Below are 26578 nucleotides of genomic sequence, written 5' to 3' on the forward strand. Positions count from 1 at the left end.
CCTGATGCAGCAATGCCAGGTGCCCTTCGGCCCCCTACAGCGCCCGCACCAGCGCCGCTGCCACAATGCCTGCCGCAATCGCCGGCAGCGGCTTTTTCACCAGCAGCATCACCACCGCCGTGCTCAGCAGCGCCAGGCGTGCGCCGTTGTCGCCGTTCACCGCCAACGGCGTCAGCACCGCCACCAGCACCGAGCCGGACATCGCGCTGATGAACTGCTGCACGCGGTAGTTGATGGGCACGAACGACATCACGAACACACCCCCCCAACGGGTGGCCAGGGTCACCAGGCCCATGATCACCACCAGCAGCAGCGTGCCGGCGCCTGCAGTTTCAACGTTCATGCTTGTTCTCCATCCACACCACACCCAGAATGCCGCCCGCCAGCGCGCCCACCACCACGTGGCTGTTCTCCGGCAGGTACCAGTAGGCCAGCAGCGACGAACCGGCCGCCACGATCCAGATCATCAGCATGCGCAGGCTCTTGTGCCCGCCCAGCACCATCGCCAGCAGAAAGCAGCCCATCACCATGTCCAGGCCCAGGCTGACCGGGTCGTGGATCGCATTGCCGAAATGCAGCCCCAGCCAACTGCCCAGGCACCACGCCGACCACAGCGCGATACCGCCGCCCAGCACCAGGCCCAGGCCCGGCTTGCCGGCGTTCAATGCCTGCATGGCCATCGCCCAGTTGGCGTCGGACACCACCAGCATCACGCCGTAGCGCCGGGCAGTGGGCAGCTCGCGCAGCCAGGGGTACAGCGTGGCGCCCATCAGCAGGTGACGGGCATTGATGGCGAACACGGTGATAATCAGCGGCACCAGCGGTACCTGCTCGCCCCACAGTTCCAGCGCGGCGAACTGCGAGGCGCCGGCGAACACCAGTGCGCTCATCAGCAGGGTCGCCGCGTCCCCCAGCCCGGTCTGGGCTGCAGCGAGGCCGAAGGCCACACCGAACACCACGACGAACAGGGAAATCGGCAAGAGTTGCTTGAAGCCAGCCCAGACGTCGCTCCACGCAAGCCTGGATAGATGCTTCTCTACGGTTGACAAGGCACAGCCTCCTTCGTGTGGCGATCTTGTCATGCACCGGCCCGAAGGGGCGCATGCCGAACCGCTCGTTTTATAGTGACGCACGCGCGCGCTGGCGTGCGGGCGCTACTATGCCCGCACACACGCGCGTCACAAAGCCTGTTGTGCAGTTGTCGGCGAATTTACTCTCGCGTCGGTGCCTTGGGTCGCAAGGCGGCCTCGATGGCAGCGATGTCTATCTTGTCCATCTGCATCATCGCGTCGAAGGCACGCTTGGCCGCAGCCGGGTCGGGGTGGCTGATCGCGGCGGTCAGCGCGCGCGGGGTGATCTGCCACGACAGCCCCCACTTGTCCTTGCACCAGCCGCACACGCTGGCCTGGCCGCCGTTGCCGATGATCGCCTGCCACAGGCGGTCGGTCTCGGCCTGGTCGTCGGTGGCCACCTGGAACGAGAACGCCTCGCTGTGATGGAAGGCCGAGCCGCCATTGAGGCCCAGGCACGGGATGCCCATGACCGTGAATTCCACGGTCAGCACATCGCCCTGCTTGCCGGCAGGGAAGTCGCCGGGGGCACGGTGCACGGCGCCCACCGCGCTGTCGGGAAAGATGCTGGCGTAAAAGGTGGCAGCCTCCAGCGCCGCGCCGTCGTACCAGAGGCAGATCGTGTTCTTGCTGTTCATCGTGGTTCTCCACAGAAAAGCGACAGACCTCTGCAGTCTAGTCGCCCGCAGCGCAACCCTTGAGCCAGTCGATCAGTACCTGCACCCGCCGGGGCAACGGGTCGCGCGGCGGGTGAACCAGAAAGTAGTCATAGCGCCCCGGCTGGGAAAACCCGCCGAACGGCAGCACCAGCTCGCCCTGGTCGATACGCGCCTGCACCAGGCGCTGGCGGCCGATGGCGATACCGGCGTGGTGGATGGCCGCCGTCACGCACAGGTCCGACCGATCGAAGGTCAGGCCGCGCTGCGGCAAGGCGTCCAGCAGCCCCTGCTGGCCAGCCCACAGTTGCCACTCGGCATCGAACACCGCGTTCTCCCAGGCCAGTGCATCGTGCAGCAAGGTGCACTGGCGCAGATTGGCGGGGTTGTCGAACAGCTGGTGCAGCTCGGCATAGCGCGGGCTGCACACCGGGGCGATGGTCTCGCTCATCAGCGCATGGCTGACCAGGCCGGGAAACTCGCCATTGGCGTACAGCAGCGCCAGGTCGATGTTGTGCGTGCGAAAGTCGACCGCATCGTTGCCCACCCGCACGTCCAGCGCGATGTTCGGGTAGCGCTGGTGGAAGTCGGCCAGGCGCGGCACCAGCCAGCATTGCGCTGCGGACGGGCGCGCGTACAACGCCACCGCCCCGCGCAGCTCGGCCTCGGGCGATGGCTCCAGGGCATCGCCCAGCTGCTCCATCACCCCCTGCAGTATCGCGAACACCCGCTCGCCCTCGGCTGTCAGGCGTATGCGCCGGGTCAGCCGCTCGAACAGGCGCAGCGCCAGGGCCTGCTCCAGGCGGGCGATACGGTGGCTCACCGCACTGGGGGTCAGGCACAGCTCCTCGGCTGCCTGGGCAAAGCTCAGGTGCCGCGCCGCCACCAGAAAGGTGTGCAGGTTGGCAAATTGCGAGCTGTTCAGGCGTGCGCTCAAACGCGGGGGCAGGTTCAGCATCGGGGCAGGTTCCGCTAGTGTCCGGCCAGCAGTGTACGGCCCTGCGCCAGGTACGCCTGCATTTCATCGTCCGGCACCATGCTGCCGCCGGTGCCCCACACCAGGTGCGTGGCATTGGCCAGGCGCTGCGCGCTCAGGCCCAGGCGCTGGCGATAGCCCTGCCGTTCCCCGGTCACCCGCAGGAACCCCGGCAGCCCGGCCAGCGCCGAGGGTTCCAGGCGATGACCCTCGATGGCTTCGAGTTGCGCCAGTTGCCGATACAGCTGCTCGTCGGTAACGGTGTAATAGCCGTCGATCAGGCGCTGCATGGAGCGCCCGACAAACCCGGACGGGCGCCCCACCGCCAGGCCGTCGGCGGCGGTGCGGTTGTCGATGCCGAAGTCGTACACGCTGACCTGCTCGTGCAGCCCGGTGTACACCCCCAGCAGCATGCAGGGCGAATGGGTCGGCTCGGCGAACACGCAGTGCACCGCGTCGGCGAAGATCTGCTTCAGACCGAATGCCACCCCGCCAGGGCCGCCACCAACGCCGCATGGCAGGTAGACGAACAGCGGGTGCTCGGCATCCACCCTGATGCCCGCCGCCTCGAGCTGGCGTTGCAGGCGACGCGCCGCCACCGCGTAGCCGAGGAACAGGTTGATGGAGTTCTCGTCATCGACGAAATGGCAGCGCGGGTCGGCCTCGGCCTGCTGGCGCCCCTGCTCCACCGCCACGCTGTAGTCGGACGCATACTCGATCACCTCCACCCCGCAACTGCGCAGGCGGTCCTTCTTCCACTGCCGGGCGTCGGCCGACATGTGCACGCTGGCCTTGAAGCCCAGGCGCGCACTCATGATGCCGATGGACAGGCCCAGGTTGCCGGTGGAGCCGACCGCCACGCTGTACTGGCCGAAAAATGCCCGCGCGCGGTCGCTGTCGAGGCTCGCGTAGTCATCCCCAGGCTGCAGGATGCCCGCCGCCAATGCGAGGTCTTCGGCGTGCTTGAGCACCTCGTAGATACCGCCACGCGCCTTGATCGAGCCGGAGATCGGCAGCAGGTTGTCGGCCTTGAGCCACAGCGCGCCCTGCACGGGTACCTGCGCTTCGGCGCACAGCGCGGCCTGCACCTGCGCCAACGGCAGCAGGGGCGACTCGATGATGCCCTTGCTCACCGCCGTCTGCGGGAAGGCCGAGGCAATGTAGCTGGCAAAACGTTCCAGCCGCGCGCTGGCGTCGTCCACATCGGCCAGGGTCAGCGGCACGTCGCCCAGCGCCTGCGCTGTCGGGGCCAGGCCCGGGTTGAACCAGGTGGTCGGTTGCAGGCGCACCAGGTCGGCGATCAAGGGGTGGCTGTGCTGCCACTGGTCCAGGGTCTTGTCGTGAATCATGCGGTTCTCCAGAAAAGTGACGGTAGTACGGGCAGGCTCATACCCAGTGCGACAGCAGCAGGGTCATGCCCAGGGCCACGACCGAAGCCAGCAGTGTCGCGGCGGTGAATTTTTTGAGCGCCTCGCCCAGCGACACGCCCAGGTATTCCTTGACCACCCAGAACGCCGAGTCGGTGACGGTAGTCCAGCCAATCGCGCCGGCGCCAATGGCAATGATCACGATCTCGCGGTTCTGCCCCGGCATCGCGTCCAGCAGCGGCAGCACCATGCCGGCGGCGCTGACCATTGCCACGGTGGCCGAGCCGACCGCCAGGTGCATCAGCCCGGCGACGAACCAGGCCAGCAGGATCGGGTTCAGGTCCCACTGCGACAGGGTGCTGGCCAGCACCTTGCCGACCCCGCTGTCGATCAGTACGCCATTGAAGGCACCGCCGGCACCGATGATCAACAGGATACTGGCCAGCGGGGTGAAGGAGCCGGCAGTCAGCGCCTGCAACCGGGCCATGCCCAGGCCACGGCGCAGGCCCAGCGCCCAGTAGGCGAAGCACACCGCGATGGCCAGGGCAGTGAGCGGGTTGCCGAGGAACATCATCAGCCGGTACAGCCCGGCCTCGGTCGCCAGGGTCATGCTGGCCAGGGTCTTGCCCACCATCAGCAGCAGCGGCAGCAGAATCACCAGCAGGGTCAGGCCCAGGCCCGGCATCGACTGGCCAGCGGCTGGCGTGGCGGCAGGCTCTGCCGCGGTCTGCGCGTCGGGCGCGGCGTGCCGCGGGCACACCAGCGTGGCCCATACCGGGCCGGCAATCACCGCGGTCGGCAGGCCGACGATCAGCCCGTACAGGATCACCTTGCCCACGTCGCCCCCCAGCAACTGGGTGATGGCCATTGCCGCCGGGTGCGGCGGCAGCATGCAGTGCACGGTCATCAGCGATACGGCCAGTGGCAGGCCGACGTAGAGGATGTTGAGCCGGGTCTGGCGGGCCACCACGTAGATCAGTGGTATCAGCAACACGAAACCGACTTCGAAAAACACCGGTATGCCCACCACGAAGCCCACCAGCATCATGGCCCACGCCGTGCGCTGTTCACCCAGGGCGTCGAGCAGCGAGCGCGCAATGCGTTCGGCGCCGCCCGACACCTCCAGCAGTTTGCCCAGGATGCTGCCCAGGCCGATCACCGCCGCAAGAAAACCCAGGGTGCCGCCCATGCCCTTCTCGAACGAATCGGCGATGGCCGGCAGCGGCATGCCGGCCCCGGCGCCCACCACAAAACTGGCCAGCATCAGGGCCAGGAACGAGTGCACCCGAAACCTGACCACCAGCACCACGATCAGGCCGATGGCCGCCATCAATATCAGTAACAAACCTGCGTCTTCGTGCATGACTTCGCCTTTATTTGTTTTAGTGAGCGATTGCCGCGCAGGGCGCGGTCGGAGGCGATTAGGCGGCACGCAGGCAGGCCTTTACAAAGGATGGTTTTTCAGCGCACAGGTGATCTGAGGTCATCTGCCAGGGCCCTCGCCGGGCGGACACCTGAACCTTAAACCGCTATGATTCCCGCCATCACTCATGACCCCTTTGGCCGCTGGTAACCACCGCATGATCGAAGTCACCGAAGTTTCCATTGCGCAGCTGCGCGCCGCCCTCGAATCGGGCCAGACCACCTCGGTCGAGCTGGTGAAGGCCTACCTCGCCCGCATCGATGCCTACGACGGCGCAGACACGCCCACCGCGCTCAATGCGGTGGTGGTGCGCAACCCCGAAGCCCTGAGCGAAGCCCAGGCATCCGACGAGCGTCGTGCCCAGGGCAAGCCCCTAGGCCCGCTCGACGGCATCCCCTACACCGCCAAGGACAGTTACCTGGTCAAGGGCATGACTGCCGCCTCCGGCAGCCCGGCCTTCGCCAACCTGGTGGCCTACCGCGACGCCTTCACCATCGAGCGCCTGCGCGGCGCCGGGGCGATCTGCCTGGGCAAGACCAACATGCCGCCCATGGCCAACGGCGGCATGCAGCGCGGCGTGTATGGCCGGGCCGAAAGCCCGTACAACGCCGCCTACCTCACCGCACCCTTCGCCTCGGGCTCGTCCAACGGCGCGGGCACGGCCACGGCGGCCAGCTTCGCCGCGTTCGGCCTGGCCGAGGAAACCTGGTCCAGCGGCCGCGGCCCGGCCTCCAACAATGGCCTGTGCGCCTACACCCCTTCGCGCGGGGTGATCTCGGTGCGCGGCAACTGGCCGCTGACGCCGACCATGGACGTGGTGGTGCCCTTCGCCCGCACCATGGCCGACCTGCTCGAAGTGCTCGACGTGGTGGTGGCCGAAGACCCCGACACCCGTGGCGACCTGTGGCGCCTGCAGCCCTGGGTGCCGATCCCCAGCGTGGCCTCGGTGCGCCCCGCCGCCTACCCGCAACTGGCGGCGGACAGCGCAGCGCTGGCCGGCAAGCGCTTCGGCATCCCGCGCATGTACATCAACAAGGACCCGGATGCCGGCACCTCGGACAGCCCCGGCATCGGCGGCCCGACCGGCCAGCGCATCAACACGCGGCCTTCGGTGATCGCACTGTGGGAGGCGGCGCGCAAGGCACTGGAAGCGGCCGGCGCCGAGGTGCTCGAAGTGGATTTCCCGCTGGTATCGAACTGCGAGGGCGACCGCCCAGGTGCGCCCACCGTGTTCAATCGCGGCCTGGTGTCCAAGGCATTCCTGCACCATGAACTGTGGGACCTGACGGCCTGGGCCTTCGACGACTTCCTGCAGGCCAACGGCGACCCGCAGCTCAACCGCCTGGTGGACGTGGACGGGCCGAAGATCTTCCCCCACGACCCCGGCACCCTGCCCAACCGCGAGGGCGACCTGGCGGCGGGCATGGACGAGTATGTGCGCATGGCCGAGCGCGGCATCACGCCGTGGGACCAGATCGCTACCCTGCCCGATGGCCTGCGCGGGCTGGAGCAGACGCGGCGCATCGACCTGGAAGACTGGATGGACAGGCTGGGGCTGGATGCGGTGCTGTTCCCGACGGTGGCCGATGTGGCCCCGGCCGATGCCGATGTGAACCCGGCCTCGGCGGATATTGCCTGGAGCAACGGGGTGTGGGTGGCCAACGGCAACCTGGCGATCCGTCACCTTGGGGTGCCGACGGTGACGGTGCCGATGGGGGTGATGGCGGACATCGGCATGCCGGTGGGGCTGACCTTTGCCGGGCGGGCGTATGATGACTCGGCGTTGCTGCGCCTGGCCTCGGCGTTCGAGGCTACGGGTTCAAAGCGCTTGATACCGCCGCGAACCCCGATGCTGGTGGGTGGCCGTTTATCTTGAGTTGATTGGTCTGGCCTCTTCGCCAGCAACGCTGGCTCCTACGGGTTTGGTAGGTCTGTAGGAGCCAGCCTTGCTGGCGAAGGGCACAACACAAAAAAGGGGGACGCCATCACGGCGCCCCCCTTTTTTTGTCAGCCTGAACCCATCAGTTCCAGGGACGATCGCCGTTCTCGTCCTTGATGCGGGTCGGCAGGCCCATCACGTCCAACGCCTTCAGGAACGGCTCGGCCGGCAGTTCCTCGACGTTGGCCATGCGCTGCACGTCCCACTCGCCACGGGCCACCAGCAGGGCCGCCGCCACCGGCGGCACGCCCGCGGTGTAGGAGATGCCCTGGCTGTCGGTCTCGGCATAGGCCTCTTCGTGATCAGCCACGTTGTAGATGAACACTTCGCGTGGCTGGCCGTCCTTGGTGCCCTTGACCAGGTCGCCAATGCAGGTCTTGCCGGTGTAGCCCGGCGCCAGCGAAGACGGATCCGGCAGCACGGCCTTGACCACCTTGAGCGGCACCACTTCCAGGCCCTCGGCGGTCTTCACCGGTTGCTCGGACAGCAGGCCCAGGTTCTTCAGTACGGTGAACACATTGATGTAGTGCTCGCCGAAGCTCATCCAGAAACGCACGTTCGGCACGTCGAGGTTCTTGGACAGCGAGTGCACTTCGTCATGGCCGGTCAGGTACAGGTTCTGCGAACCCACCACCGGCAGGTCGTCGGTACGCTTGACTTCGAACATGGTGTTGCTGGTCCACTGGCTGTTCTGCCAGCTCCACACCTGTCCGGTGAATTCACGGAAATTGATTTCCGGGTCGAAATTGGTGGCGAAATACTTGCCATGGGAGCCGGCATTGACGTCGAGAATGTCGATCGAATCAATGCGGTCGAAATACTGTTGTTGCGCCAGTGCTGCATAGGCATTGACCACACCCGGGTCGAAGCCCACGCCAAGAATGGCGGTGATGTTCTTCTGCTGGCATTCCTCGAGGTGCTTCCACTCGTAGTTGCCATACCAGGGCGGCGTCTCGCAGATCTTGCCCGGTTCTTCGTGAATGGCGGTGTCCAGGTAGGCCACGCCGGTATCGATGCAGGCACGCAGCACCGACATGTTGAGGAAGGCGGAACCGACGTTGATCACGATCTGCGATTCGGTTTCGCGGATCAGCGCCTTGGTCGCCTCGACATCCAGAGCATTGAGCGAAAAGGCCGTGATGTCGGCGGGTACCTTCAGGCTACCCTTGGCCTTGACGCTGTCGATGATGGCCTGGCATTTGGAGATGTTGCGTGACGCGATGGCAATACGACCGAGTTCGTCGTTGTGCTGCGCGCACTTGTGGGCCACCACCTTGGCGACACCTCCTGCACCAATGATAAGAACGTTTTTCTTCAATTTCTTTATCTCTCCTTTCCGCCAGCTTACGAGAGGCTGGACAGGTAGTCGTCAAAACCAAATTCGCGAACCACCTCGACAGTACCGTCAAGTTGTTTCACTACGATGGATGGCATCTTCAAACCGTTGAACCAGTTTTTCTTGACCATGGTGTAGCCTGCCGCGTCGATGAACGACAGCCGATCGCCGATGGCCAGCGGACGATCGAATTGATACTCGCCGAAGATATCCCCGGCCAGGCAGGATTTGCCGCATACCATGTAGGTGTGCTCACCCTCGCTGGGCGCCAGCTTGGCGTTGAGGCGATAGATCAGCAGGTCGAGCATGTGCGCCTCGATGGAGCTGTCGACCACGGCCAGGTGCTTGCCGTTGTACAGGGTGTCGAGCACGGTCACTTCCAGCGAAGCGCTCTGGGTGATCGCCGCTTCGCCCGGCTCCAGGTACACCTGCACGCCGTACTTCTGCGAGAACGCCTTCAGGCGCGCGCAGAATGCATCCAGTGCATAGTCTTCGCCGGTGAAGTGGATACCGCCGCCCAGGCTCACCCACTCGACCTTGTGCAGCAGCTCGCCGAAGCGCTCTTCGATGGTGTTGAGCATCTGGTCGAACAGGCCGAAATCGCCGTTCTCGCAGTTGTTGTGGAACATGAAGCCGGAGATCTGCGACATGACCGCATCGATCTTGACCGGGTCCCATTCGCCCAGGCGGCTGAACGGGCGCGCCGGGTCGGCCAGCAGGTAGTCCGAGCTGCTCACCTGCGGGTTGACGCGCAGGCCGCGCACCTTGCCTTCGGTGGCCTGGGCATAGCGCTGCAGCTGGCCAATGGAGTTGAAGATGATCTTGTCGCAGTTCTCGATCATCTCGTCGATTTCATCGTCGGCCCAGGCCACGCTGTAGGCGTGGGTCTCGCCTTCGAACTTCTGGCGGCCGAGCTTGAGCTCGTAGAGCGAGGACGAGGTGGTGCCGTCCATGTACTGCTGCATCAGGTCGAACACCGACCAGGTGGCGAAGCACTTGAGCGCCAGCAGGGCCTTGGCCCCGGACTGTTCGCGCACATAGGCGATCTTCTGCATGTTGTGCAGCAGCTTGGTTTTGTCGATGAGGTAGTACGGCGTCTTGATCATTTCGAGGCCCCCGGCAAGGCCGGCCAAAAAAAGGACACGCATTGTGCCTTCACTGCACGGGAATCGAAAGCTCGGAAGTGATTTTTGCCCGACGCGGATTTTTCGGGTGCACCCATCGCAGGTCGAGCCCGCCCCCACACGATCACCCTGGGAGCGGGCCTGGACGTCAGAAGTCCCAGCGAGTGCTGAACATCACGTTGCGCGGGTCACCGTAGTACGAGGAGTTATAGAAGCCGATGTTGGTGTAGTAGTACTTGTCGAACAGGTTGTAGACGTTGACCGACGCCGACAGGTGCTCGGTGAACTGGTAGCGCGCCATCAGGTCGACCAGCCAGTACGGGGTCTGGGTGAAGGTGTCATTGGTGCCCTTGGCGTAGTTGTTGAGGACCTGCCAGCCCTTGCCCTGCCAGCGTGCCCCACCGCCCACGGTGAGCTTGTCGAGGCGCCCGCCAAGTTTGTAGGTGGTGTAGAGGTTGAGCTGATCTTCGGGCTCCCAGGTAGCTACCTTGGCCCCGCCCTGGTCGCGGCTGACCTTGTGCGTATAGCCGGCCTGCACCTGCCAGCCGGGCGCCAGTTCCCCGGACACCTCTGCCTCGTAGCCCTTGGTTCTGGACTTGATGCCCATGTAGGCGTAGTCGATGTCGGGGTTGGTTGGCCTGGCGTTGTAGAACGTATCGGCCTGCGGGCGGTTATCTTCGTGCACTTCGAAGTAGGCCAGGCTGGTGTTCAGGCGACCGTCGTAGAACTCACCCTTGATGCCCACCTCGTAGTTCTGGCCCTCGTTGGGCTCGAGCATCCTGTTGCGGCTGTCACGGTAGGCCGTCTGCGGCAGGAAGATATCGGTGTAGCTGGCATACGCAGAGAAGTTGCTGTTGAGGTCGTACACCACCCCGGCATAGGGCACCAGCCGTCCGCTCTCCTGGCTGTCGCTGGTGCCGGTGACCTGAAAGTTTGCCAGGCGGCTGCCCAGCAGCAGCGAAAGGTCATCGGTGACACTGAAGCGCGCAGTCAGGTAGCCGCCACTTTGCCGGGTGGTTTCGTCGTTGCGCTTTGTCACCGAGCCCCAGTCCGGCTCGATGGCCTGGCCGTGCCAGCTCTCCAGATCGTATTCGTTGTCGAAGTAGGTGACGTTGTTGTAGTTGTCGCCCTTCCAGTGCGAGCTGGACACCGAGCCACCCACCACCAGTTGGTGTTCGCGCCCGAACAGGCTGAACGGCCCGGTGGCGTAGAGGTCGCCGCTGTCGCTGGTGGTTTCGCCGGTGTACTTGCGCGAATAGATCGACGACACGGTCGGGGTGTCGGGCGACACCGAGCCCAGTGGCGCGTCATAACCATTGATCTGGTGGTTGTACTGACCCTTGATGACCCAGTCATTGGCCAGGCGATGCTCCAGGGTGGCGAACAGCGTGCGCGAGTACTGCTCCCAACTGCTCCACTTGGCGCCATTGTTGAACGAACGCGGCAGGCTGATGGGGTTACCCTGGGAGTCGTACACCGGACGGCTGCCCGACCAGCCCGAGCCCCTGGGGTCGCTGTCCTGGTAGTCGGCGCCCAGGGTCAGCAGGGTGTCTTCGTCCAGGTCCACTTCCAGGATGCCGTAGTACACGCTGGTCTTGCGCTCGTAATGGTCCATGAACGAGTGCTTGTCCTGATAGGCGGCCACCGCCCGGCCCCGCACGTTGCCACTGTCGGTCAGCGGGCCGCTGAGGTCGATCTCCGAGCGGTAGTTGTCCCAGGAGCCGGCGCCCAGGTCCACATGCCCCCTGAAGTCGGCCGTCGGCTTCTTGCGGATCAGGTTGATCGTGCCACCGGGGCCGCCCGCGCCGGTGAGCAGGCCGGTGGCGCCCTTGAGCACCTCGACCCGGTCATAGATCGCCATGTCGGTAAGGGTCTGCCCGGCCGAGTACTGCGCGTCACGCAGGGTCGGGATGCCGTCGTACTGGAAGTTGACGATGGAGAAGCCGCGCGAATAGTAGTTGGTACGTTCACTGTCGTAGGTCGACACGGTGATGCCGGGGGTGTGGCGCATCACATCGTCGATGGCGTTCAGGCCGAAATCGTCCATGGCCTGGCGCGTGACCACAGAGATCGACTGCGGGGTTTCCCGCGGGGTCAGCACCATGCGCGTGGCGGTGGCGATGGTGCCCGGCGTGTAGGAGCCGGTGCCTTCGGTGATGGTGCCCAGCTGGTTGGCGCTGACTTCGGTGGCCTGCAGCTCCAGCTGCGCACTGCCGGTGGCCAGCCTTGGCATTACCCGGTAGCCCTCGCCTTCGGGCATCGCCTGCAGGCCCTTGGGTGCGAGCAGCCGCTCCAGGCCCTCGGCGATGGCGTAGCTGCCGTCCAGGCCGCTGCTGTGGATGCCTTGGGTCAGGGCCGAGTCGACCGCGATCATCACCCCGGCCTGCTGGCCGAATGCGCCGAGCACGCGATCGAGGTTGCCGGCGTCGATATGGAAGGCGTGGGTGGCGTGGGCATCTGCGCCGGCCAGTACGCCCTGGCTGGCGCACACGAGGGAAAGCCCGAGGATGGCCGTGCGCAAGGCACCGGCAAGCGGAGTGAGGCGGCTGTGCATAAACAATTCCATGGGTTGAGGGTGTTGGCGATGCGCTGTTTTTCAGCGTCTTCCCTGGTCTTGATGCATGAGATGGAAAAAACTGCCGCCGCTGTTAAAAATAATCGTTCTCAGGCCACGACCACGTTTGCCCAGTAGCCGAACACACGCTGTACCCGTATCGGCAACACACTGGCCAGCAGGTCGAGGCTGGCATCGGGCCGATCGAGGGAGAACGAACCCGACACCTGCAAGGCCGCCACCGCCGGATCGCAGCGCAGTACGCCGCGCCTGTAGCGGTCGAGCTGGGCCAACACCTGGCCCAGTGGCATGCGCTCGGCAATCAGCAGGCCGTCAACCCAGGCCTGGGCGCCCGCGTCGAGGGGTTCGACACTGCCGACCTGCTGCCCGAACGCCACCTGCTGACCGGCGCTCAAGGTCATGCGGGTGCTGCCGGCCCAGGCGATCGAGGCACTGCCTGCCAGCACCTGCACCTGGGTACCCGACACCCCGGGCAGGCCCTGGCTGACCACCAGCCGCGAGGCGGGCTCGGGGCGTACCCAGCCATTGGCGGTGCGCACCGCCAGCGAAGCACCTTGCCCCAGGGTGAGCATGATCCGCCCCAGGTTGAGCGCCAGCACGTCTGCGTGAGCATCCACGCCGGTGCGGGTATCCAGGGTCAGCTCCACCTCGCCAGACAACGCCACGTGATGACGCTCGCCGGTGGTGGTGCGGTAGTCACTGAACAGTTCCGGCAGCAGCACCCGCTCACGCACGCTAAGGCCAGCCGCCAGTACCACCCCCAGCCCGGCGAAGCCCTTGAGCACATTGCGCCGCGACGCAGTGCCACGTGCCTGCAGCAATCCGCGCGCGCCGGCGGCCGGTAACGTCCTGGTGCCCTGGCGCAGGTCATGGGTGAGCCCGGCAAGACGCTGCCAGGCCAGTTCATGCTGGGGGTTTTCATCGCGCCAGTGCTGGCAGGCCTGCTGCTCGGCCAAGCTGCTGACACCCGACTGCAGGGTGACCATCCACAGCATGGCCTGCTCTACCACGCCGGGGTCCAGCGGCTGGTTGTCGATCCGGGCGAAGCGGCTCATGCGCCGTAGACCGCCGCATAGCAGTGGCGGTAGGCCTTGAGCATGGCCTTTTGCACCACGTTCACCGTCAGGCCCTGGTGTTCGGCGATCTGCGCGTAGGTCAGGCCGTCAAGCTGTGACAGCAGGAAGATCTCGCGCACCTTGCTGCCCAGCCCATCGAGCACCTGGCCCACCGCGTCCAGCGCCTCGAGCACCAGCAGGCGAGTTTCCGGGGACGGCACCAGCGCTGGTTCAAGATGGGCCAGCGACTCCATGTAGGCCTTCTCCAGCGCATGGCGCCGGAAGTACTGGATGCACAGGCGGCTGGCCACGGTGGTGAGGTAGGCACGCGGCTCGCGGTACACCGGCGGTGCCTCGCTGCGCAGGATGCGCACGAAGGTGTCCTGCGCCAGGTCCAGCGCCTGCTCCCGGTTGCCCAGCTTGCGGCGCAGCATCTGCGTCAACCAGCTGTGGTGTTGAACGTAGAGTTCGCCCACCGCATGGTGGGTGCTGGAAAGTGGATGCATCGGCAGGGTTCCGGGACGCAGGCTGACGGGAGTCGTGCATGGTAATACTTCTCATTAGCTTGCGGTGGATTTTTATGATTGCCGCCGAAACAACCTGCTTCACCGACACTGGCAGGCCGGCGCTCAGGTGCAGTACTGTGCGAGGCAGCCAAAGGGAGGGCTGCATATGGATCAAGCGACACTCACCACCTTGTTGACCAAGCTCCGCAATTGCGACCTCGAGGGCGCGGCCGCCGACCTGCAGGCCCAGGCGGTGGCATTGGCGGCCCGGGGGGAAGAGGCACTGTCCGATTTTCTCGCCCGCTATGCCTTCCGCTCGTTGCAGGGCAAGCACAGCCCGGACAAGACATCGCCGGCGCTGGCCCAGGCACTGCACGACAGCGAACAGCACCTGCAGCGGCTTCACGACGAGCGCAAGGCGCTGCTCGACGACATCCACACCTACTTTCTGGAATTCGAGAAGATTGCCGTCAACCTGACCCCGGCACTGATCGAACCGGCGACTTTCAGTGAGCAGAACCGCGACAACCTGCCGTTCATCGAGGACTACCTGAGCGGTCGTCGCGAGGTGGTGGACGATCTCAACCTGCAGAGCGTGCTGAAAAAGCAGATCAAGTTCTACCTCAACCTCAACCTGCACGATGAACGCCCCACGTTGCAGGTCAGCTATCGCAAGACCCACATCCAGCCGGGCAAATCCTGGCGGTTCGTGGAGCTGAGCCAGCAGGCCGGGCAACGCAGCGAACAGTTGAACCGGCTGGTGCAACTGGATACCGAGTGCGATGCGGTGCAGCGCCAGGTATCACGCCTGAAATGGGAGCTGCGCTGCAACGAGGACACCGGCAACCAGCAGGTGGCCGACTTCCAGAAAAAACTGGGGTTGTTCATGGCCAGTGTGGCTGCACAGGCCTGAGGCCGACCGGGTGGCGGCACCGGCCCGGCACCCCCGCCGGCCATTCGCGGATCAGCCCAGGCGGCCCCAGACCTGCACCAGCCCCACCAGGTGCACCACCCCGAACCCCAGGCACACCAGCGAGCTCACCACGATGAAGCGCTGGCTGCGCCCGGTATTGGCCAGCACGAAGGGCCCGGCGATACCGCGCAGCAGGTACACCAGCGTGATCGCGCACAACGCCGGCAGCAGCAACGGCAGCGGCGCGATCACGCCCGCCCCCGACAATGCAAAGGCCGCCCAGCTCAGCAGCACCAGCGCAATCGCTGCCGTGACCACCGCCGGAAAGGTCCGGCCCGCCTCCGCCGCCCGGATGAAGCGCTCACCCGCCCCGAACAGGCGATACCAGGACGGCCCCGCGATGATCGTACCCACGTGCAGCACGGCCGCCAGCGCGCTGAGCGCCGCGGCAATCACCAGCGCCAGATTGTATTCACCTGCCATAACGGTTCTTCCTTGTAGGAGCCGGCGTTGCCGGCGAAGCGGGCAACGCGTTACTTGGCCGAACCCTGCATGTACGTCGCAAAGTTGTTGATATGGTCGTCCAGGTTGTCTTCGAGCATCATCCGGTACTGGTCGCAGAAGTACGTGAGCATCGCCTCGCGTGCCTGCGCCATTTCTTCCCCCGACTTGAAGTTGCGGGCACTCACCCAGGCATTGAACCGGGTGGTGCCGAACATCATCGAGGCACTCACCTTGCCCAGGTCCTGGACCTGCCCGAGCTGCTCGTTGGACAGCTCTATATGGGCGTCGGCGCGGTCGTAGAACGAGTCGTCAGCATTTTGCGGCATTGCGTGTCCCTTTCTCATCACGTCTGGTTATTGCAGCCCCCTCCTGCCGTCCGGCCAACCGTCGGCGAGTGGATATCTGCGCGAAGCTGATTATGCTTCAAACGAGCGGGCAGCGCTGCGAGGTGTCTGTGCGCATTGCGTAGTCCGATGACATCAGCCCCAGGGCTTGGGTGAAGTGGCAGTGGGTGTTCCGGCCTACAACAACAATCCGGAGAAAACTCATGGCGACAATCGACAACACTTCCACAGGCAGTGCGCCCAGGCGCGGGATCACCAAAGAGGAACGCAAGGTCATCTTTGCCTCGTCCCTGGGCACCGTGTTCGAGTGGTACGACTTCTATCTGTATGGCTCCCTGGCGGCGATCATCGCCAAGCACTTCTTTGCCGGGGTCAACGAAACCACTGCCTTCATCTTCGCCCTGCTCGCCTTCGCCGCCGGGTTTGCGGTAAGGCCGTTCGGCGCCATCGTGTTCGGCCGCCTGGGCGACATGATCGGGCGCAAGCACACCTTCCTCATCACCATCGTGATCATGGGCGTGTCCACCGCGGTGGTGGGCCTGTTGCCCAGCTACTCGAGCATCGGCGTGGCGGCCCCGGTGATCCTGATTACCCTGCGCCTGCTGCAAGGCCTGGCGCTGGGCGGTGAATACGGCGGCGCCGCCACCTACGTGGCCGAGCACGCACCGCCCGGCAAGCGCGGCTTCTTCACCTCGTGGATCCAGACCACCGCCACGCTGGGGCTGTTTCTGTCGCTGCTGGTGATCCTGGCGTGCCGTACCGCGCTGGGCACCGAGGCGTTCGAGGCGTGGGGCTGGCGCATACCATTCCTGCTATCGATCCTGCTGCTGATCGTGTCGGTGTACATCCGCCTGCAACTGAGCGAGTCGCCGGTGTTCAACCGGATGAAGGCCGAAGGCAAGGCATCCAAGGCGCCGCTGACCGAGTCGTTCGCCCGCTGGGACAACCTCAAGGTGGTGATCATGTCGCTGCTCGGCGGTACCGCCGGCCAGGCGGTGGTGTGGTACACCGGGCAGTTCTATGCGCTGTTCTTTCTGTTGCAGACGCTCAAGATCGACCCGCAGACCGCCAACCTGCTGATTGCCGGTTCGCTGCTGATCGGCACGCCGTTCTTCGTCATCTTCGGCAGCCTGTCCGACCGCATCGGGCGCAAGGGCATCATCATGGCCGGCTGCATCCTGGCGGCGCTGACCTACTTCCCGATCTTTCATGCGCTGACCCAGTACGGCAACCCCGACGTGTTCAGTGCCCAGGCACGCAACCCGGTGACGGTGGTCGCCGACCCGGCGCAGTGTTCGTTCCAGTTCGACCCGGTGGGCAAGGCGCGCTTCACCAGTTCGTGCGACGTGGCCAAGAGCGTGCTGGCCAAGCGCGCGATCCCCTACGTGAACGAAAAGGCCGAGCCCGGCAGCGTGGCGCAGGTGCGCATCGGCAGCACGGTGGTGCCCAGCTTCGACGGCAGCCGCCTGCCGGCCGCCGACTTCAAGACGCAGAACGATGCTTTCGCCGCCACCCTGGGCGCGGCCCTGAAGGACGCCGGCTACCCGGAAAAGGCCGACCCGAACAAGACCAACTACCCCATGGTGCTGTTGCTGCTGACCATCCTGGTGATCTACGTGACCATGGTCTACGGGCCGATCGCCGCGTGGCTGGTGGAGCTGTTCCCGGCGCGTATCCGCTACACCTCGATGTCGCTGCCCTACCATATCGGCAACGGCTGGTTCGGCGGCTTCCTGCCCACGGTGGCGTTCGCCATGGTCGCGGCCACGGGGGATATCTACTACGGGCTGTGGTATCCGATCGTGATCGCGGTGATGACCGCCATCCTGGGTACCTTCTTCCTGCCCGAGACCAAGGACCGCGACATCAACCACAGCTGAAACCGCCCGCCCTCCCGGGTGCCGGGAGGGCGCGGTGCAGCCTACTGCGAGAGGTGCCGGATCATCGCCACCGTCAGGTACAGGCGCGGCGCGATGCTGGACAGTTCGATGTATTCATCGTCGGCGTGCAACCCGGCCCCGACCACGCCCATGGTTTCGAGCACCGCCGGCGTGGCGCTGCCGGGCACATAGGCATAGCCAGCGTCGGTGCCAAAACGCATGGCGATGGGTTCCAGGCTGCGATCGATCTGGCCATACAGCTGCTGGGCAGTGCTGGCCAGGGCGGCGGAGCCTTCATTTCTGGCCAGCGGCGGGCGCCCCTTGCGCAGGGTCAGCGTGACCTGCGTGTCGGCGATGAGCCGGGCCTGGCTGATACGTTGCGCGTCGGCCAGCACGCGGTCGCTTTCGGACAGGTCGGCATAGCGCATGTCGGCTTCGGCGGTGGCCAGCGCCGGGATGATGTTGGCTTTCTCGCCGGCCTTGGCCAGGGTCCAGTTGACCGTGGTGCCTTTGGCCGGGTCGCCCAGGTCCTTGAGCTGAACCACCTGGTGCGCCAGCTCGGTCAAGGCGTTGCGCCCGTCTTCAGGGGCGGAGCCGGCGTGTGCCGAGCGACCGCGCACTTCCAGCAGCAGCTGGTTGATGCCGTTGGTGGCCACCGTCACCGCGTCCTTGTTCGGGGGCTCGTAGGAGAAGACGTAGTCATGCTTGCGCGCAAGCTCGGCAATGATCTGCCGGGAGCCGAGCGAGCCCATTTCTTCATCGGGGTTGAACAGCACGGTCAGGGTGGCGTAGTCGTTGAAGCGCACATCCTGCAGCAGCTTGATCGCATGCAGGATCATCGCCACCCCGCCCTTCGCGTCGGCCACCCCGGGGCCATAGGCACGCTCGCCCTCGATGCGAAACGGGCGCCTGGCGGCGGTGCCGGGGCCGAACACGGTGTCGTAATGCACCATCAGCATGAAGCGCTTGCTGCCGCTGCCCTTGAAGGTGCCGACGATGTTGTTGCCCACCGAGGGCGTGGCGGCGCTGGTCTGCACCGTGGCGCCCAGGGCCTCCAGGCGCTTGACCAGCAATGCGCCGATGTCGGTGAGGCCTTGCTGGGTGCCGGTACCGGTGTCCACCGATACCAGGGTTTTGAGGGTATCCAGGTAGCTCGACTGCTCGGCCTTGGCTTTTTCCAGCAGGTCCTGGGCGGGGGAAGCGATGGCGCCGGTACAGGCGAAGGACAGGCAGAGCGCCAGGGCGCTGGCGTAGGGAGGGCGAAACAACGGCATAGGGCGGGGCCTCGGTGCAGGGTGGCAAAAGGGTGTGTTGCATGACGGGCAAGGGATCAGCTTAGACTGTCGGCCCTGTATTGCGAGCAACCGGGTTGGACCTTCCATGACACACCAGAACCAGGGCAGCTGCCTGTGCGGCGCCATCCGTTATCAGCTCAGCGCGCCCCTCAAGGCGGTTTCGCACTGCCATTGCAGCCAGTGCCGCAAGGGCCACGGGGCGGCGTTCGCCAGCTACGCCAGCGTCAGGCGCGACGACCTGCAACTGCTGCAGGGAGGCGAGCGGCTCAAGTCGTACGCATCGTCCGAGTCGGTGGCGCGCCAGTTCTGTGGCGACTGCGGTTCATCGCTGTTCTGGTCGCGCTCACAGGGGGACCATGCCGACTGGATCTCGATTGCGCTGGGCACCCTGGACTCACCCCTGACGTTCGACAGGCAGCGCCATGTGGAGGTGGCTTCGAAGGCGCCGTGGTACGCAATCGAGGACCATTGGCCACAGGGTCGATAGGGTCTTTTGCACTGCCCGCGACAGGCTGGCCCAGGTTTGCGACAGCCGGCTGAAACGCTTCGCGCAAGCACTGCGAAAAACCGATTCAAACGCTTACAATCGCCGCCTTCCGTGCACTTCATGCAGGCCCGCTCGCCATGGCGCTAGACCCACCCACGATGCTCACCATCACGATCGCCCTCGCCGCGGCCGCCGCGCTGTACCTGGCGATCGAGTGGCGCAGCGTGCGTGAACCCTCGCTGCTGTTCTGGAGCGCCGGGTTCGCCACCATCACCGTGGGCTGTACCCTTGCGCTGCTGCGCAGCAGCGGCCTGCTGCTGATCGGTATCTGGTTCGCCAATGGCCTGCTGGTGACGGCGCACTGGCTGTTCCTGCTGGGTGTCGGGCGTTTCACGCAAACCCAGCTGTCGCGGGGCTGGTATCTGGTCTTCGTGGTATGGCTTGCGCTACTGGTGGTACCCGAGGAGCCGCAATGGTCCAAGCTGATGCTGCTGGTCAACTCGCTGCTGGTGGCACTGCTGGCGCTCAAGGCCAGCGCACTGCTGCGCCCGCATGGCAAGTCGCTGAGCGTGGGGGCGGTGCAACTGCGCTACGTGCTGCTGATGCACGGCCTGTTCTACGTGGCCAAGGCGATCACGGCGGTGGTGCCCGGCACGCTGATCGACCTGGCGGCGTTCCGCGGCCAGATCATCCAGATCTCGCTGGTGGAAGGCGCCATGGCAATCATGCTGATTGCGCTGTCGATGACCGGCACCGAGCGCTACCGGCGAGAAAAACGCATCGCCCGCCTGGCCGCCCGTGACCCGCTGACGGCCCTGTACAACCGCCGCGCCCTGGAAGTCCGTGCGCCGCGCCTGCTCGAAGACGTGTCGGCCACGCGGCCCGGAGCGTTGCTGCTGATTGATATCGACAACTTCAAGCTGGTCAACGACCTGTTCGGGCATAGCGCCGGTGACCGCCTGCTGGTCGACCTGAGCGAGATGATCCGCGCGGTGCTGCCCACCGGCGCCCTGGCGGCGCGACTGGGTGGCGATGAGTTCGTGATTCTGCTCAACAACGCCCCCACCGAACGTATCCTGGCGCTGGGCGGCGCCTTGCGCGAGCAGTTCCGGCAGGCCGCCGCGCAGCTGTTCCCCACGCCTGCGCCGGTGACCCTGAGCATCGGCGCCAACCTGTTCGACCAGCCGCCGGGCAGCCTCACGGCCCTGATCGAACAAAGCGACAGCGCGCTCTACGCCTCCAAGCGCGGTGGACGTGACAGTATTCGCGTGGTGGACCGCACCGCAGCCGCTGACGAACCCCTGCACACGCCTTGAGGCAATACCAATGGATAAGGTGAACAGCAGCATGATCGCCACAACAGCACTCGAACCCTCGCACTGGCCGCTGTACCGCGACCTGCGCCTGCAGTCACTGCAGGACTCGCCGGATGCGTTCGGCAGCACCTACGGCTCGGAGGCTACGCGCACCGATGAAGACTGGTCGGCGCGCTTGCAGGCGGCGGCAAGCTCCGGCCAGGGCCGTGCGTTTGTTGCGCTGGAGGGCGAAGCGCCCTGTGGGCTGGTGTGGTGCAAGCTGGCCGGTGCAGGGCCCGGCGTTGCCGAGATCTTCCAGATGTGGGTCGACCCGGCCTGCCGCGGGCGCGGCGCCGGACGGGCACTGCTGCAGGCAGCGCTGGACTGGGCCCGCCGCCACGACATGCAGCGGGTACGGCTGGGGGTCACGATTCAGGACAGCCCTGCCATGCACCTGTACACCGCGCTGGGCTTCAAGCCGATTGGGCCACCCGAACCGCTGCGCGCGGGCAGCGCGCTGATGTCCCAGGGCATGGAGCTGGTACTGGATACCGTGCAGGCCCGCAACGACTGACACCGCGCGCCCCTGGCAGAACAGGACCCCGAAACCTAATCGGCGGCAAACAGCTGCTGTTGCCGCGCATACGCCACCAGGCGCTCCTCCAGCTGGTCGGGGTCGAGGTAGAAGCGAGTGTCCAGTGCATCCAGCGCGGCCTCGCAGGCCAGGTCGGGCTCATCGGCATAGGTGGGCATGCGCAACTGACGCTCGCCCTGCTCGGCAGGCACTGCCTGGGCACCGAACAACAGGCCCTTGGCCTCTTCCAGCAGCGCGAGGGTCTGCAACGCGCCGAGTTCGCGCAGCCCCGCGCACGCGCTGGCGTAGTGATCGCCCGAGGAGTTGCCGAAGTACTGGTCGAAACCGCCGTTGTACACCTCGCCCTGCAGCACGTTGACCGCGTAATAGTGCTGCTCGGCCAGTGCCAGCCCGGCAAAGCCCTGGGGCGTGCGGAACACCCGGTCGACCAGCGCAGACCAGTACAGCGCCTGCGGGCTGGCCAGGTACTGCTTGCGCTCCTGGGCGTAGCGCTTGCCGTTCTCGATGTTCTCCCGGTAGCCGCCCTTGCAGGGCATGCACAACCCGCCGGTGCGCGCTGCGGTGCTTGCCAGGATCACGTTGCCGCAGGCGCGGCAGGGTTGGTTGTCGCTCATGCGCCCCCCATGGTCATTGCGTGGTGAGGGCGCGCCCCTTGCGCGTCGCGCCCAACGTGGCGCACATGCTACAGCGTGCCGGCCTGCGCGATCCAATCGCCTTGGCGCATGGGTTTGGTTTACCCTCGGTGCCGACACCTTGCCCACCCTCGCCCACCCCATGCATTACCGCTTCGAGGCCAAGATGAACCGCATCCCTACCTTCACCACCGCGCGCCTGCAGCTCACGCCCCTGCAATTGAGCGACGCTGCGGCGATCCAGCAACTGTTCCCGCAGTGGGAGGTGGTGCGTTATCTCGACAGCCGCGTGCCTTGGCCGTACCCGGACGACGGCGCACTGACGTATGTGCGCGACCTGGCGCTGCCCGCCATGGCGCGTGGCGAGGAATGGCACTGGATGATCCGCCTGGTGCAGAACCCGCTGCAGTGCATCGGCAGCGTGTCGCTGCACGATACCCCCGGCAACCACCGCGGTTTCTGGCTGGCGCCGCAGTGGCAAGGCAAGGGCTACATGCGCGAGGTGTGCGAGGTGATCAACCGCTTCTGGTTCGACACCTTGAATCGCCCGACCCTGCAGGTGCCCAAGGCCGTGAGCAACCTGGCGTCACGGCGCATATCGCTGCGCGAGGGCATGCACCTGCTGCACGTGCAGCCCGGCAATTTCGTCAGTGGGCCGATGCCCCAGGAAACCTGGGAGCTGACGCAGGATGAATGGCGCAAGCGCCGCGGCGACGCCAGCCCCGCAACGCAACCCGCTGGCGAGCTGGAAGCCACCCTGCACTACCTGGAGCAACGCCTGCTGCAGCAGGACGTACGCTGCAACACGGCCTTGCTGTCGACGCTGCTGGCCGATGACTTCATGGAGATTGGCGCCAGCGGCAAGGCCTGGCACAAGGCGGATGTGCTCTCCAGCCTGCCCGTCCAGGCATTCAGGGTGCGCACGATCAGCGATTTTCAGGTACGCCCCCTGGCGCCGGACGTTGCGCTGGTGACCTATACCTGCCACAGCGACACCGCGTCGCTGCGCAGCTCGGTATGGCGCAGGCTCGATGGCCATTGGCAGATGACCTTTCATCAAGGCACCCCGGCCGCGTAATGCCGCAAACGGTGCGGCCCCACCCGCGCCGTTTGCCTGCGGCGCCCATGCGCGGCATCATCTGCCGCCCCTGTACAGCGAGCCACCTCGATGACCGATTACCGCGGGCTGATGCTCGAAGACACCCGGCAAGGCGCCAGCGACGCTGCGCTTGCACAGCTGGAGGCCAGCCTTGGTGCGCCCCTGCCGGCTGACTACCGTGAATTTCTCACGACCTGCAACGGCGCCTACCTCGAGTACGACGTAGCGGTCACCCTGGCCAGCGGCGAACGCGAGCTGATGAGCTTCTCGCTGTACGGGCTGGACCTGGACGGCGAATGGGAGTCGAACCCCTACGAGCTGGAACGCGCACGCCAGCGCCCTGGCTACCCTGCCCATGGCCTGCTGCCGATCGGGCGTGACGGCGGCGCCAGCCTGTTGCTGCTGGACCTGCGCGAGGGGCGCCAGCAGGTGGCCGCGATGGTCGCCGCCCTGCCCGCCTGGACCGGCCGCCGCCAGCAAGGCGACGAATACGTGGTGCTGGCCGAAAGCTTCAACGACTACCTGGCCCTGCTGCATGTGGCCGAAGAGACCATCGTCAACCATATCGACAGCTTCATCATCAGCCAGGACAGTGTGCAGGCCACCCTCGCCTGGCTCGATTCCGGCAGCCGCGGCTGGCGCGAACGCCACCGTGAGCGCTGGAACGCGCGGGTAGGCGACTGGCCAATATGACTCCCAGGGAAACACCGCAATGAAGCTGACCAGTCAGATCCGCCCCTACGACAACCAATGGCCCGAGCGCTACCTGGCCGCCAGGGCAGGCATCGCCCAGGGTTTTGGCAGTGAACTGATCGACATCCATCATGTGGGCAGCACGGGCGTACCCGGCCTTGCCGCCAAGCCGGAGATCGACGTGCTGGTGGTGGTCCAGGCGCATCGGGAAACCGCAGCACGCCACGCCCACATGCAGGCTCTGGGGTACGTGCGCGGCTCCGACCTGTCGCCGGGCCACCACTTCTACCGTCGCGATGTCGACGGTATCCGTACCCACAAGGTGCACGTGTGTGCCCAGGGCCACCCACAGATTGCCTGGATGCTGCGCTTTCGCGACCTGCTGCGCAGCGCTGACGACCTTCGCCAGCGCTACCAGGCGTTGAAGCTTGAGCTTGAAGCGACCAATCGTGACGGTATCGGCGAGTACCTGGCCGGCAAGGCGCCATTCATCGAGGCCGCGATGCGTGGCCAGGTGCCGTCGCAGGGCGGCGTCTAACGGGCATATCCGCAATCAGTGGCTATGCTTTGCGCGTGATCCACGCACGTTGCGTCATGCGTTGTTCCGCTCATTCAGCCATTACATGGAATGCAGGCTTATGAAATCGATTCGCTCCCTCGCCCACGCCGTTGCCCTCGCCTCACTCATGACCACTGCCAGCTTTGCGGCCCACGCCGCCGAACTGCCGCTGGGCAGCGAAGCGCTGCAAGACCACATCAGCACCCAGGTGCTGGCCGTGGACCCGGGCAACTTCCGGGTCACGATCGAAGGCCCGAACAACAGCCAGGTGCCCATCCAGCTGACCGACCAGGCCAAGGACCTGCACAACCTGAAGGTGGGCGACAAGGTCGACATCACGGTGACCCGTGCCGTGGCCTATGTGCTCAACACCAGTGAGGGCGGCGCGCCGAAGGTCACCGACGAGACCGGCACCGTGCGCGCCACCAAGGACAACCCCAACCCGGGCGGCGAAGCTTTCCGCCAGGTGCGCGTCACCTCCAAGATCACCGCCATCGACCTCGACGCCCATGAAGTGACCCTGCTGCCGCCCCAGGGCAAGGTGAAGGTGGTGAAGGTCGAGGACCCCGAACTGCAGGCGCGCATGAAGAACCTCAAGGTCGGCCAGACGGTCGACGTGGTGTACACCGAAGTGCTGACCGTGAAAACCTCGCGCCCGTGAGGTATGCTCGCCGAGTCGACTGACTCGAACGGCTCTGGCGCGCCGTTCCCGGCCGGATTTCCCCGGCCAGGAACGCACCGCCCACCACCCGATGGCAGCCGCGCCTGCCACGGGTATTCCATTGGAACACCCCCCTTTTTCACGTCGCTTGACCGTTGCACAGGGGAACCGGGATGAACGCAAAAACAGTGCCTGGCCGCTTGTCATGGGGCCTGCCCTGCCTGCTTGCATTCGCCCTGCTGCTGACCGGCGGCTGCGCCGGCAAGACGGCCGCCAATCGCTATGCCGCCCAGGGTTCCAACTGCTACGCAAAGGCGGTGCCCAGCGCTGGCGAAGGCGGCCTGGCCTGGGGCTCGACCCTGGGCCAGGCCCGCAAGAAATCCATGGACAACTGCATGCGCTACGCCAGCCGCTCCGGTGGCACGCCCAGGACCTGCCAGGTGGTACTGGCCCAGTGCAAGGGCCAGTAACGCATCGGCAAGGCGAACCTGTTTGAACGGAGTGTGTGATTGAACAAGCGAATCGTGGTAATTGGCGCAGGTATCGTCGGTGCGTCCCTGGCGTATCACCTGGCCGGCAAAGGCGCACAGGTGACGGTACTGGATGCTGGCGATGTGGCGTGCGGGGTGACCGGTCGCTCGTTCGCCTGGATCAACACCTCCCACAGCGCCGCCGACCCCATCGCGGCGCTGCGCGGTGCCGCCATCGAGCAATACCGACGCCTGGAGTCGGAGCTGCCGGGCCTGGCCATTCGCTGGTCAGGCGCCCTGACCTACGGTGTGCAGGCGCCCAGCCCCTCTGCCACCCTGGTGAGTCGCGAGCGCATCCGCGAGCTGGAGCCGAACCTGCGCCACCCGCCGCTACAGGCCAGCCATGCGCCCGATGAAGGCGCGCTGGACGCGGTAAAGGCCACCCATGCCCTGCTCGCCGGCGCCCGAGCGAAGGGCGCAACGGTACTCACCCACACGCAGGTGGTGGCCCTTGCAACCCATGGCACCAGGGTAACGGGTGTGCAGACAGCGGCAGGCATCATCGAGACGGACATGGTGGTGCTGGCTGCGGGAACCGGCACTGCGGCGCTGACCGAGGCTATCGGCCTGCCGCTGCCCATTTTGGCCTCGCCGGCGATATTCATCCGCTACGCCGCACCTTCGGGCCTGGTGCGCAGCATTTTGTCCAGCCCGGACATGGAGGTGCGCCAGGCTGACGACGGTACCCTGCTGGCAGCTGAAGATTACCTGGACGACGCACCGCAAAACCAGCCCGCAGCCCTGGCGCTGCGCACCGCCAAGGTCATTCGGAACGAGCTCGATGGCGTCACCTCTCTGCAGACGCAACAGGCCTGCATCGGGCTCAGGCCGATGCCTGCCGATGGCATTCCGATCATCGGCCCGCTGCCCTCGGTTGCCGGGGTCTACGTGTGCACCATGCACCCCGGCGTGGTGCTGGCGGCTGTGGTCGGCCAACTGGCCAGCGAGGAGATCATGCAGGGCAAGACGTCGCCGGCCCTGGCACCTTGCCGCCCGGAGCGGTTTTTCAAGGACGGCGCCCCATTGCACCACGCCTTCACTGCTAGGCTGGATTGATACCCACT

The 26578-nt window shown here is 65.7% G+C and carries 27 protein-coding genes and 1 pseudogene; 13 read left to right on the forward strand and 15 right to left on the reverse strand.

Translation table 11 applies throughout. The features are described from left to right. Nucleotides 1–34: 34 nt before the first annotated feature. From LOY33_RS13655 to LOY33_RS13680, 6 genes are all read right to left on the reverse strand, one after another. Nucleotides 35–343: an AzlD domain-containing protein gene (locus tag LOY33_RS13655; protein ID WP_043861362.1), complete on the reverse strand. Its 309-nt coding sequence runs from the start codon at nt 341–343 to the stop codon at nt 35–37. Continuing rightward, on the reverse strand, nt 333–1049 hold the full coding sequence (locus LOY33_RS13660; RefSeq protein ID WP_043861363.1) for an AzlC family ABC transporter permease: 717 nt from the start codon (nt 1047–1049) through the stop codon (nt 333–335). Before LOY33_RS13660 ends, LOY33_RS13655 begins: the two co-directional genes overlap by 11 nt. Nucleotides 1050–1210: 161 nt before the next feature. Beyond that, on the reverse strand, nt 1211–1708 hold the full coding sequence (locus tag LOY33_RS13665) for a VOC family protein (RefSeq protein ID WP_116054269.1): 498 nt from the start codon (nt 1706–1708) through the stop codon (nt 1211–1213). Between the two features lie 37 nt (nt 1709–1745). Then, nucleotides 1746–2684 carry a DNA-binding transcriptional regulator DsdC gene (dsdC, locus tag LOY33_RS13670; RefSeq protein WP_054914605.1) on the reverse strand — a complete coding sequence of 313 codons (939 nt, stop codon included), beginning with the start codon at nt 2682–2684 and terminating at the stop codon, nt 1746–1748. 14 nt (nt 2685–2698) lie between these two features. Continuing rightward, nucleotides 2699–4051, reverse strand: a complete 1353-nt coding sequence (locus LOY33_RS13675; RefSeq protein WP_100632810.1) for a D-serine ammonia-lyase — start codon at nt 4049–4051, stop codon at nt 2699–2701. A gap of 37 nt (nt 4052–4088) precedes the next feature. Continuing rightward, entirely contained in the window at nt 4089–5432 is a 1344-nt protein-coding gene (locus LOY33_RS13680) for a GntP family permease (protein WP_258658752.1), read from the reverse strand. A gap of 217 nt (nt 5433–5649) precedes the next feature. Here LOY33_RS13680 and LOY33_RS13685 point away from each other — a divergent pair, with 217 nt between their 5' ends. Next, on the forward strand, nt 5650–7368 hold the full coding sequence (locus LOY33_RS13685) for an amidase (RefSeq protein ID WP_258658754.1): 1719 nt from the start codon (nt 5650–5652) through the stop codon (nt 7366–7368). 145 nt (nt 7369–7513) lie between these two features. Here LOY33_RS13685 and LOY33_RS13690 read toward each other — a convergent pair whose 3' ends face one another. From LOY33_RS13690 to LOY33_RS13710, 5 genes are all read right to left on the reverse strand, one after another. Beyond that, nucleotides 7514–8749: a saccharopine dehydrogenase family protein gene (locus LOY33_RS13690; protein WP_043861369.1), complete on the reverse strand. Its 1236-nt coding sequence runs from the start codon at nt 8747–8749 to the stop codon at nt 7514–7516. A gap of 26 nt (nt 8750–8775) precedes the next feature. Next, nucleotides 8776–9873: a carboxynorspermidine decarboxylase gene (gene nspC, locus LOY33_RS13695; protein ID WP_043861418.1), complete on the reverse strand. Its 1098-nt coding sequence runs from the start codon at nt 9871–9873 to the stop codon at nt 8776–8778. A 166-nt stretch (nt 9874–10039) separates the two neighbouring features. Then, the gene (locus LOY33_RS13700; RefSeq protein WP_058540112.1) at nt 10040–12445 is read right to left on the reverse strand and encodes a TonB-dependent siderophore receptor; all 2406 of its coding nucleotides are present in this window, start codon (nt 12443–12445) and stop codon (nt 10040–10042) included. Between the two features lie 110 nt (nt 12446–12555). Further along, the gene (locus LOY33_RS13705) at nt 12556–13521 is read right to left on the reverse strand and encodes a DUF4880 domain-containing protein (protein WP_258658758.1); all 966 of its coding nucleotides are present in this window, start codon (nt 13519–13521) and stop codon (nt 12556–12558) included. Next, entirely contained in the window at nt 13518–14027 is a 510-nt protein-coding gene (locus tag LOY33_RS13710; RefSeq protein ID WP_043861372.1) for a sigma-70 family RNA polymerase sigma factor, read from the reverse strand. The genes LOY33_RS13705 and LOY33_RS13710 overlap by 4 nt, the downstream gene beginning before the upstream one ends. Before the next feature lie 166 nt (nt 14028–14193). Between LOY33_RS13710 and LOY33_RS13715 the strand changes: the two genes are divergently transcribed. After that, complete coding sequence (locus LOY33_RS13715) at nt 14194–14940, forward strand: hypothetical protein (RefSeq protein ID WP_058540110.1); 747 nt, start codon at nt 14194–14196, stop codon at nt 14938–14940. Nucleotides 14941–14991: 51 nt separating this feature from the next. Here the strand turns inward: LOY33_RS13715 and LOY33_RS13720 are convergent, their stop codons facing one another. Continuing rightward, nucleotides 14992–15423, reverse strand: a complete 432-nt coding sequence (locus LOY33_RS13720) for a hypothetical protein (RefSeq protein ID WP_043861374.1) — start codon at nt 15421–15423, stop codon at nt 14992–14994. A 50-nt stretch (nt 15424–15473) separates the two neighbouring features. Beyond that, complete coding sequence (locus LOY33_RS13725; protein WP_043861375.1) at nt 15474–15770, reverse strand: DUF3144 domain-containing protein; 297 nt, start codon at nt 15768–15770, stop codon at nt 15474–15476. A gap of 221 nt (nt 15771–15991) precedes the next feature. Here LOY33_RS13725 and LOY33_RS13730 point away from each other — a divergent pair, with 221 nt between their 5' ends. Next, a complete protein-coding gene (locus LOY33_RS13730) occupies nt 15992–17668 on the forward strand; it encodes an MFS transporter (protein ID WP_258658765.1) in 1677 nt (558 codons plus the stop codon). A 41-nt stretch (nt 17669–17709) separates the two neighbouring features. Here the strand turns inward: LOY33_RS13730 and LOY33_RS13735 are convergent, their stop codons facing one another. Then, complete coding sequence (locus LOY33_RS13735; protein WP_078480332.1) at nt 17710–18942, reverse strand: M20/M25/M40 family metallo-hydrolase; 1233 nt, start codon at nt 18940–18942, stop codon at nt 17710–17712. 106 nt (nt 18943–19048) lie between these two features. Here LOY33_RS13735 and LOY33_RS13740 point away from each other — a divergent pair, with 106 nt between their 5' ends. From LOY33_RS13740 to LOY33_RS13750, 3 genes are all read left to right on the forward strand, one after another. After that, on the forward strand, nt 19049–19450 hold the full coding sequence (locus LOY33_RS13740; RefSeq protein WP_258658769.1) for a GFA family protein: 402 nt from the start codon (nt 19049–19051) through the stop codon (nt 19448–19450). A gap of 137 nt (nt 19451–19587) precedes the next feature. Then, the gene (locus tag LOY33_RS13745) at nt 19588–20766 is read left to right on the forward strand and encodes a GGDEF domain-containing protein (RefSeq protein WP_258658771.1); all 1179 of its coding nucleotides are present in this window, start codon (nt 19588–19590) and stop codon (nt 20764–20766) included. 31 nt (nt 20767–20797) lie between these two features. Continuing rightward, nucleotides 20798–21319: a GNAT family N-acetyltransferase gene (locus LOY33_RS13750; protein ID WP_043861419.1), complete on the forward strand. Its 522-nt coding sequence runs from the start codon at nt 20798–20800 to the stop codon at nt 21317–21319. 35 nt (nt 21320–21354) lie between these two features. On the opposite strand, the gene LOY33_RS13755 is transcribed toward LOY33_RS13750, so the two are convergent. Beyond that, a complete protein-coding gene (locus LOY33_RS13755) occupies nt 21355–21954 on the reverse strand; it encodes a DMP19 family protein (RefSeq protein ID WP_123752557.1) in 600 nt (199 codons plus the stop codon). A gap of 184 nt (nt 21955–22138) precedes the next feature. Here LOY33_RS13755 and LOY33_RS13760 point away from each other — a divergent pair. The 7 genes and pseudogenes from LOY33_RS13760 to LOY33_RS13790 form a co-directional block, all read left to right on the forward strand. Further along, nucleotides 22139–22681: pseudogene (locus LOY33_RS13760) on the forward strand (GNAT family N-acetyltransferase; N-acetyltransferase); the annotation flags it as partial. 69 nt (nt 22682–22750) lie between these two features. After that, the gene (locus tag LOY33_RS13765; RefSeq protein ID WP_258662893.1) at nt 22751–23050 is read left to right on the forward strand and encodes a nuclear transport factor 2 family protein; all 300 of its coding nucleotides are present in this window, start codon (nt 22751–22753) and stop codon (nt 23048–23050) included. Nucleotides 23051–23140: 90 nt separating this feature from the next. Beyond that, entirely contained in the window at nt 23141–23764 is a 624-nt protein-coding gene (locus LOY33_RS13770; protein ID WP_258658775.1) for an SMI1/KNR4 family protein, read from the forward strand. A gap of 19 nt (nt 23765–23783) precedes the next feature. Then, nucleotides 23784–24302 carry a GrpB family protein gene (locus tag LOY33_RS13775; RefSeq protein WP_258658778.1) on the forward strand — a complete coding sequence of 173 codons (519 nt, stop codon included), beginning with the start codon at nt 23784–23786 and terminating at the stop codon, nt 24300–24302. Nucleotides 24303–24402: 100 nt separating this feature from the next. Beyond that, on the forward strand, nt 24403–24984 hold the full coding sequence (locus tag LOY33_RS13780; RefSeq protein WP_054914617.1) for a hypothetical protein: 582 nt from the start codon (nt 24403–24405) through the stop codon (nt 24982–24984). A gap of 173 nt (nt 24985–25157) precedes the next feature. After that, nucleotides 25158–25454 carry a hypothetical protein gene (locus LOY33_RS13785; protein WP_043861384.1) on the forward strand — a complete coding sequence of 99 codons (297 nt, stop codon included), beginning with the start codon at nt 25158–25160 and terminating at the stop codon, nt 25452–25454. A gap of 39 nt (nt 25455–25493) precedes the next feature. Continuing rightward, a complete protein-coding gene (locus LOY33_RS13790; protein WP_258658793.1) occupies nt 25494–26570 on the forward strand; it encodes an FAD-binding oxidoreductase in 1077 nt (358 codons plus the stop codon). The last annotated feature ends 8 nt before the right edge of the window (nt 26571–26578 follow it).

The sequence above is a fragment of the Pseudomonas sp. B21-036 genome (assembly GCF_024748925.1).
Classification (GTDB): domain Bacteria; phylum Pseudomonadota; class Gammaproteobacteria; order Pseudomonadales; family Pseudomonadaceae; genus Aquipseudomonas; species Aquipseudomonas palmensis.

Excerpts from the sequence above, each read along its gene's own strand:
- LOY33_RS13655 (WP_043861362.1), bottom strand. The coding sequence starts at position 343 with ATGAACGTTGAAACTGCAGGCGCCGGCACGCTGCTGCTGGTGGTGATC.
- LOY33_RS13665 (WP_116054269.1), bottom strand. The coding sequence starts at position 1,708 with ATGAACAGCAAGAACACGATCTGCCTCTGGTACGACGGCGCGGCGCTG.
- dsdC (WP_054914605.1), bottom strand. The coding sequence starts at position 2,684 with ATGCTGAACCTGCCCCCGCGTTTGAGCGCACGCCTGAACAGCTCGCAA.
- LOY33_RS13675 (WP_100632810.1), bottom strand. The coding sequence starts at position 4,051 with ATGATTCACGACAAGACCCTGGACCAGTGGCAGCACAGCCACCCCTTG.
- LOY33_RS13680 (WP_258658752.1), bottom strand. The coding sequence starts at position 5,432 with ATGCACGAAGACGCAGGTTTGTTACTGATATTGATGGCGGCCATCGGC.
- LOY33_RS13685 (WP_258658754.1), top strand. The coding sequence starts at position 5,650 with ATGATCGAAGTCACCGAAGTTTCCATTGCGCAGCTGCGCGCCGCCCTC.
- nspC (WP_043861418.1), bottom strand. The coding sequence starts at position 9,873 with ATGATCAAGACGCCGTACTACCTCATCGACAAAACCAAGCTGCTGCAC.
- LOY33_RS13700 (WP_058540112.1), bottom strand. The coding sequence starts at position 12,445 with ATGCACAGCCGCCTCACTCCGCTTGCCGGTGCCTTGCGCACGGCCATC.
- LOY33_RS13705 (WP_258658758.1), bottom strand. The coding sequence starts at position 13,521 with ATGAGCCGCTTCGCCCGGATCGACAACCAGCCGCTGGACCCCGGCGTG.
- LOY33_RS13710 (WP_043861372.1), bottom strand. The coding sequence starts at position 14,027 with ATGCATCCACTTTCCAGCACCCACCATGCGGTGGGCGAACTCTACGTT.
- LOY33_RS13715 (WP_058540110.1), top strand. The coding sequence starts at position 14,194 with ATGGATCAAGCGACACTCACCACCTTGTTGACCAAGCTCCGCAATTGC.
- LOY33_RS13720 (WP_043861374.1), bottom strand. The coding sequence starts at position 15,423 with ATGGCAGGTGAATACAATCTGGCGCTGGTGATTGCCGCGGCGCTCAGC.
- LOY33_RS13725 (WP_043861375.1), bottom strand. The coding sequence starts at position 15,770 with ATGCCGCAAAATGCTGACGACTCGTTCTACGACCGCGCCGACGCCCAT.
- LOY33_RS13730 (WP_258658765.1), top strand. The coding sequence starts at position 15,992 with ATGGCGACAATCGACAACACTTCCACAGGCAGTGCGCCCAGGCGCGGG.
- LOY33_RS13735 (WP_078480332.1), bottom strand. The coding sequence starts at position 18,942 with ATGCCGTTGTTTCGCCCTCCCTACGCCAGCGCCCTGGCGCTCTGCCTG.
- LOY33_RS13740 (WP_258658769.1), top strand. The coding sequence starts at position 19,049 with ATGACACACCAGAACCAGGGCAGCTGCCTGTGCGGCGCCATCCGTTAT.
- LOY33_RS13745 (WP_258658771.1), top strand. The coding sequence starts at position 19,588 with ATGGCGCTAGACCCACCCACGATGCTCACCATCACGATCGCCCTCGCC.
- LOY33_RS13750 (WP_043861419.1), top strand. The coding sequence starts at position 20,798 with ATGATCGCCACAACAGCACTCGAACCCTCGCACTGGCCGCTGTACCGC.
- LOY33_RS13755 (WP_123752557.1), bottom strand. The coding sequence starts at position 21,954 with ATGAGCGACAACCAACCCTGCCGCGCCTGCGGCAACGTGATCCTGGCA.
- LOY33_RS13770 (WP_258658775.1), top strand. The coding sequence starts at position 23,141 with ATGACCGATTACCGCGGGCTGATGCTCGAAGACACCCGGCAAGGCGCC.
- LOY33_RS13775 (WP_258658778.1), top strand. The coding sequence starts at position 23,784 with ATGAAGCTGACCAGTCAGATCCGCCCCTACGACAACCAATGGCCCGAG.
- LOY33_RS13780 (WP_054914617.1), top strand. The coding sequence starts at position 24,403 with ATGAAATCGATTCGCTCCCTCGCCCACGCCGTTGCCCTCGCCTCACTC.
- LOY33_RS13785 (WP_043861384.1), top strand. The coding sequence starts at position 25,158 with ATGAACGCAAAAACAGTGCCTGGCCGCTTGTCATGGGGCCTGCCCTGC.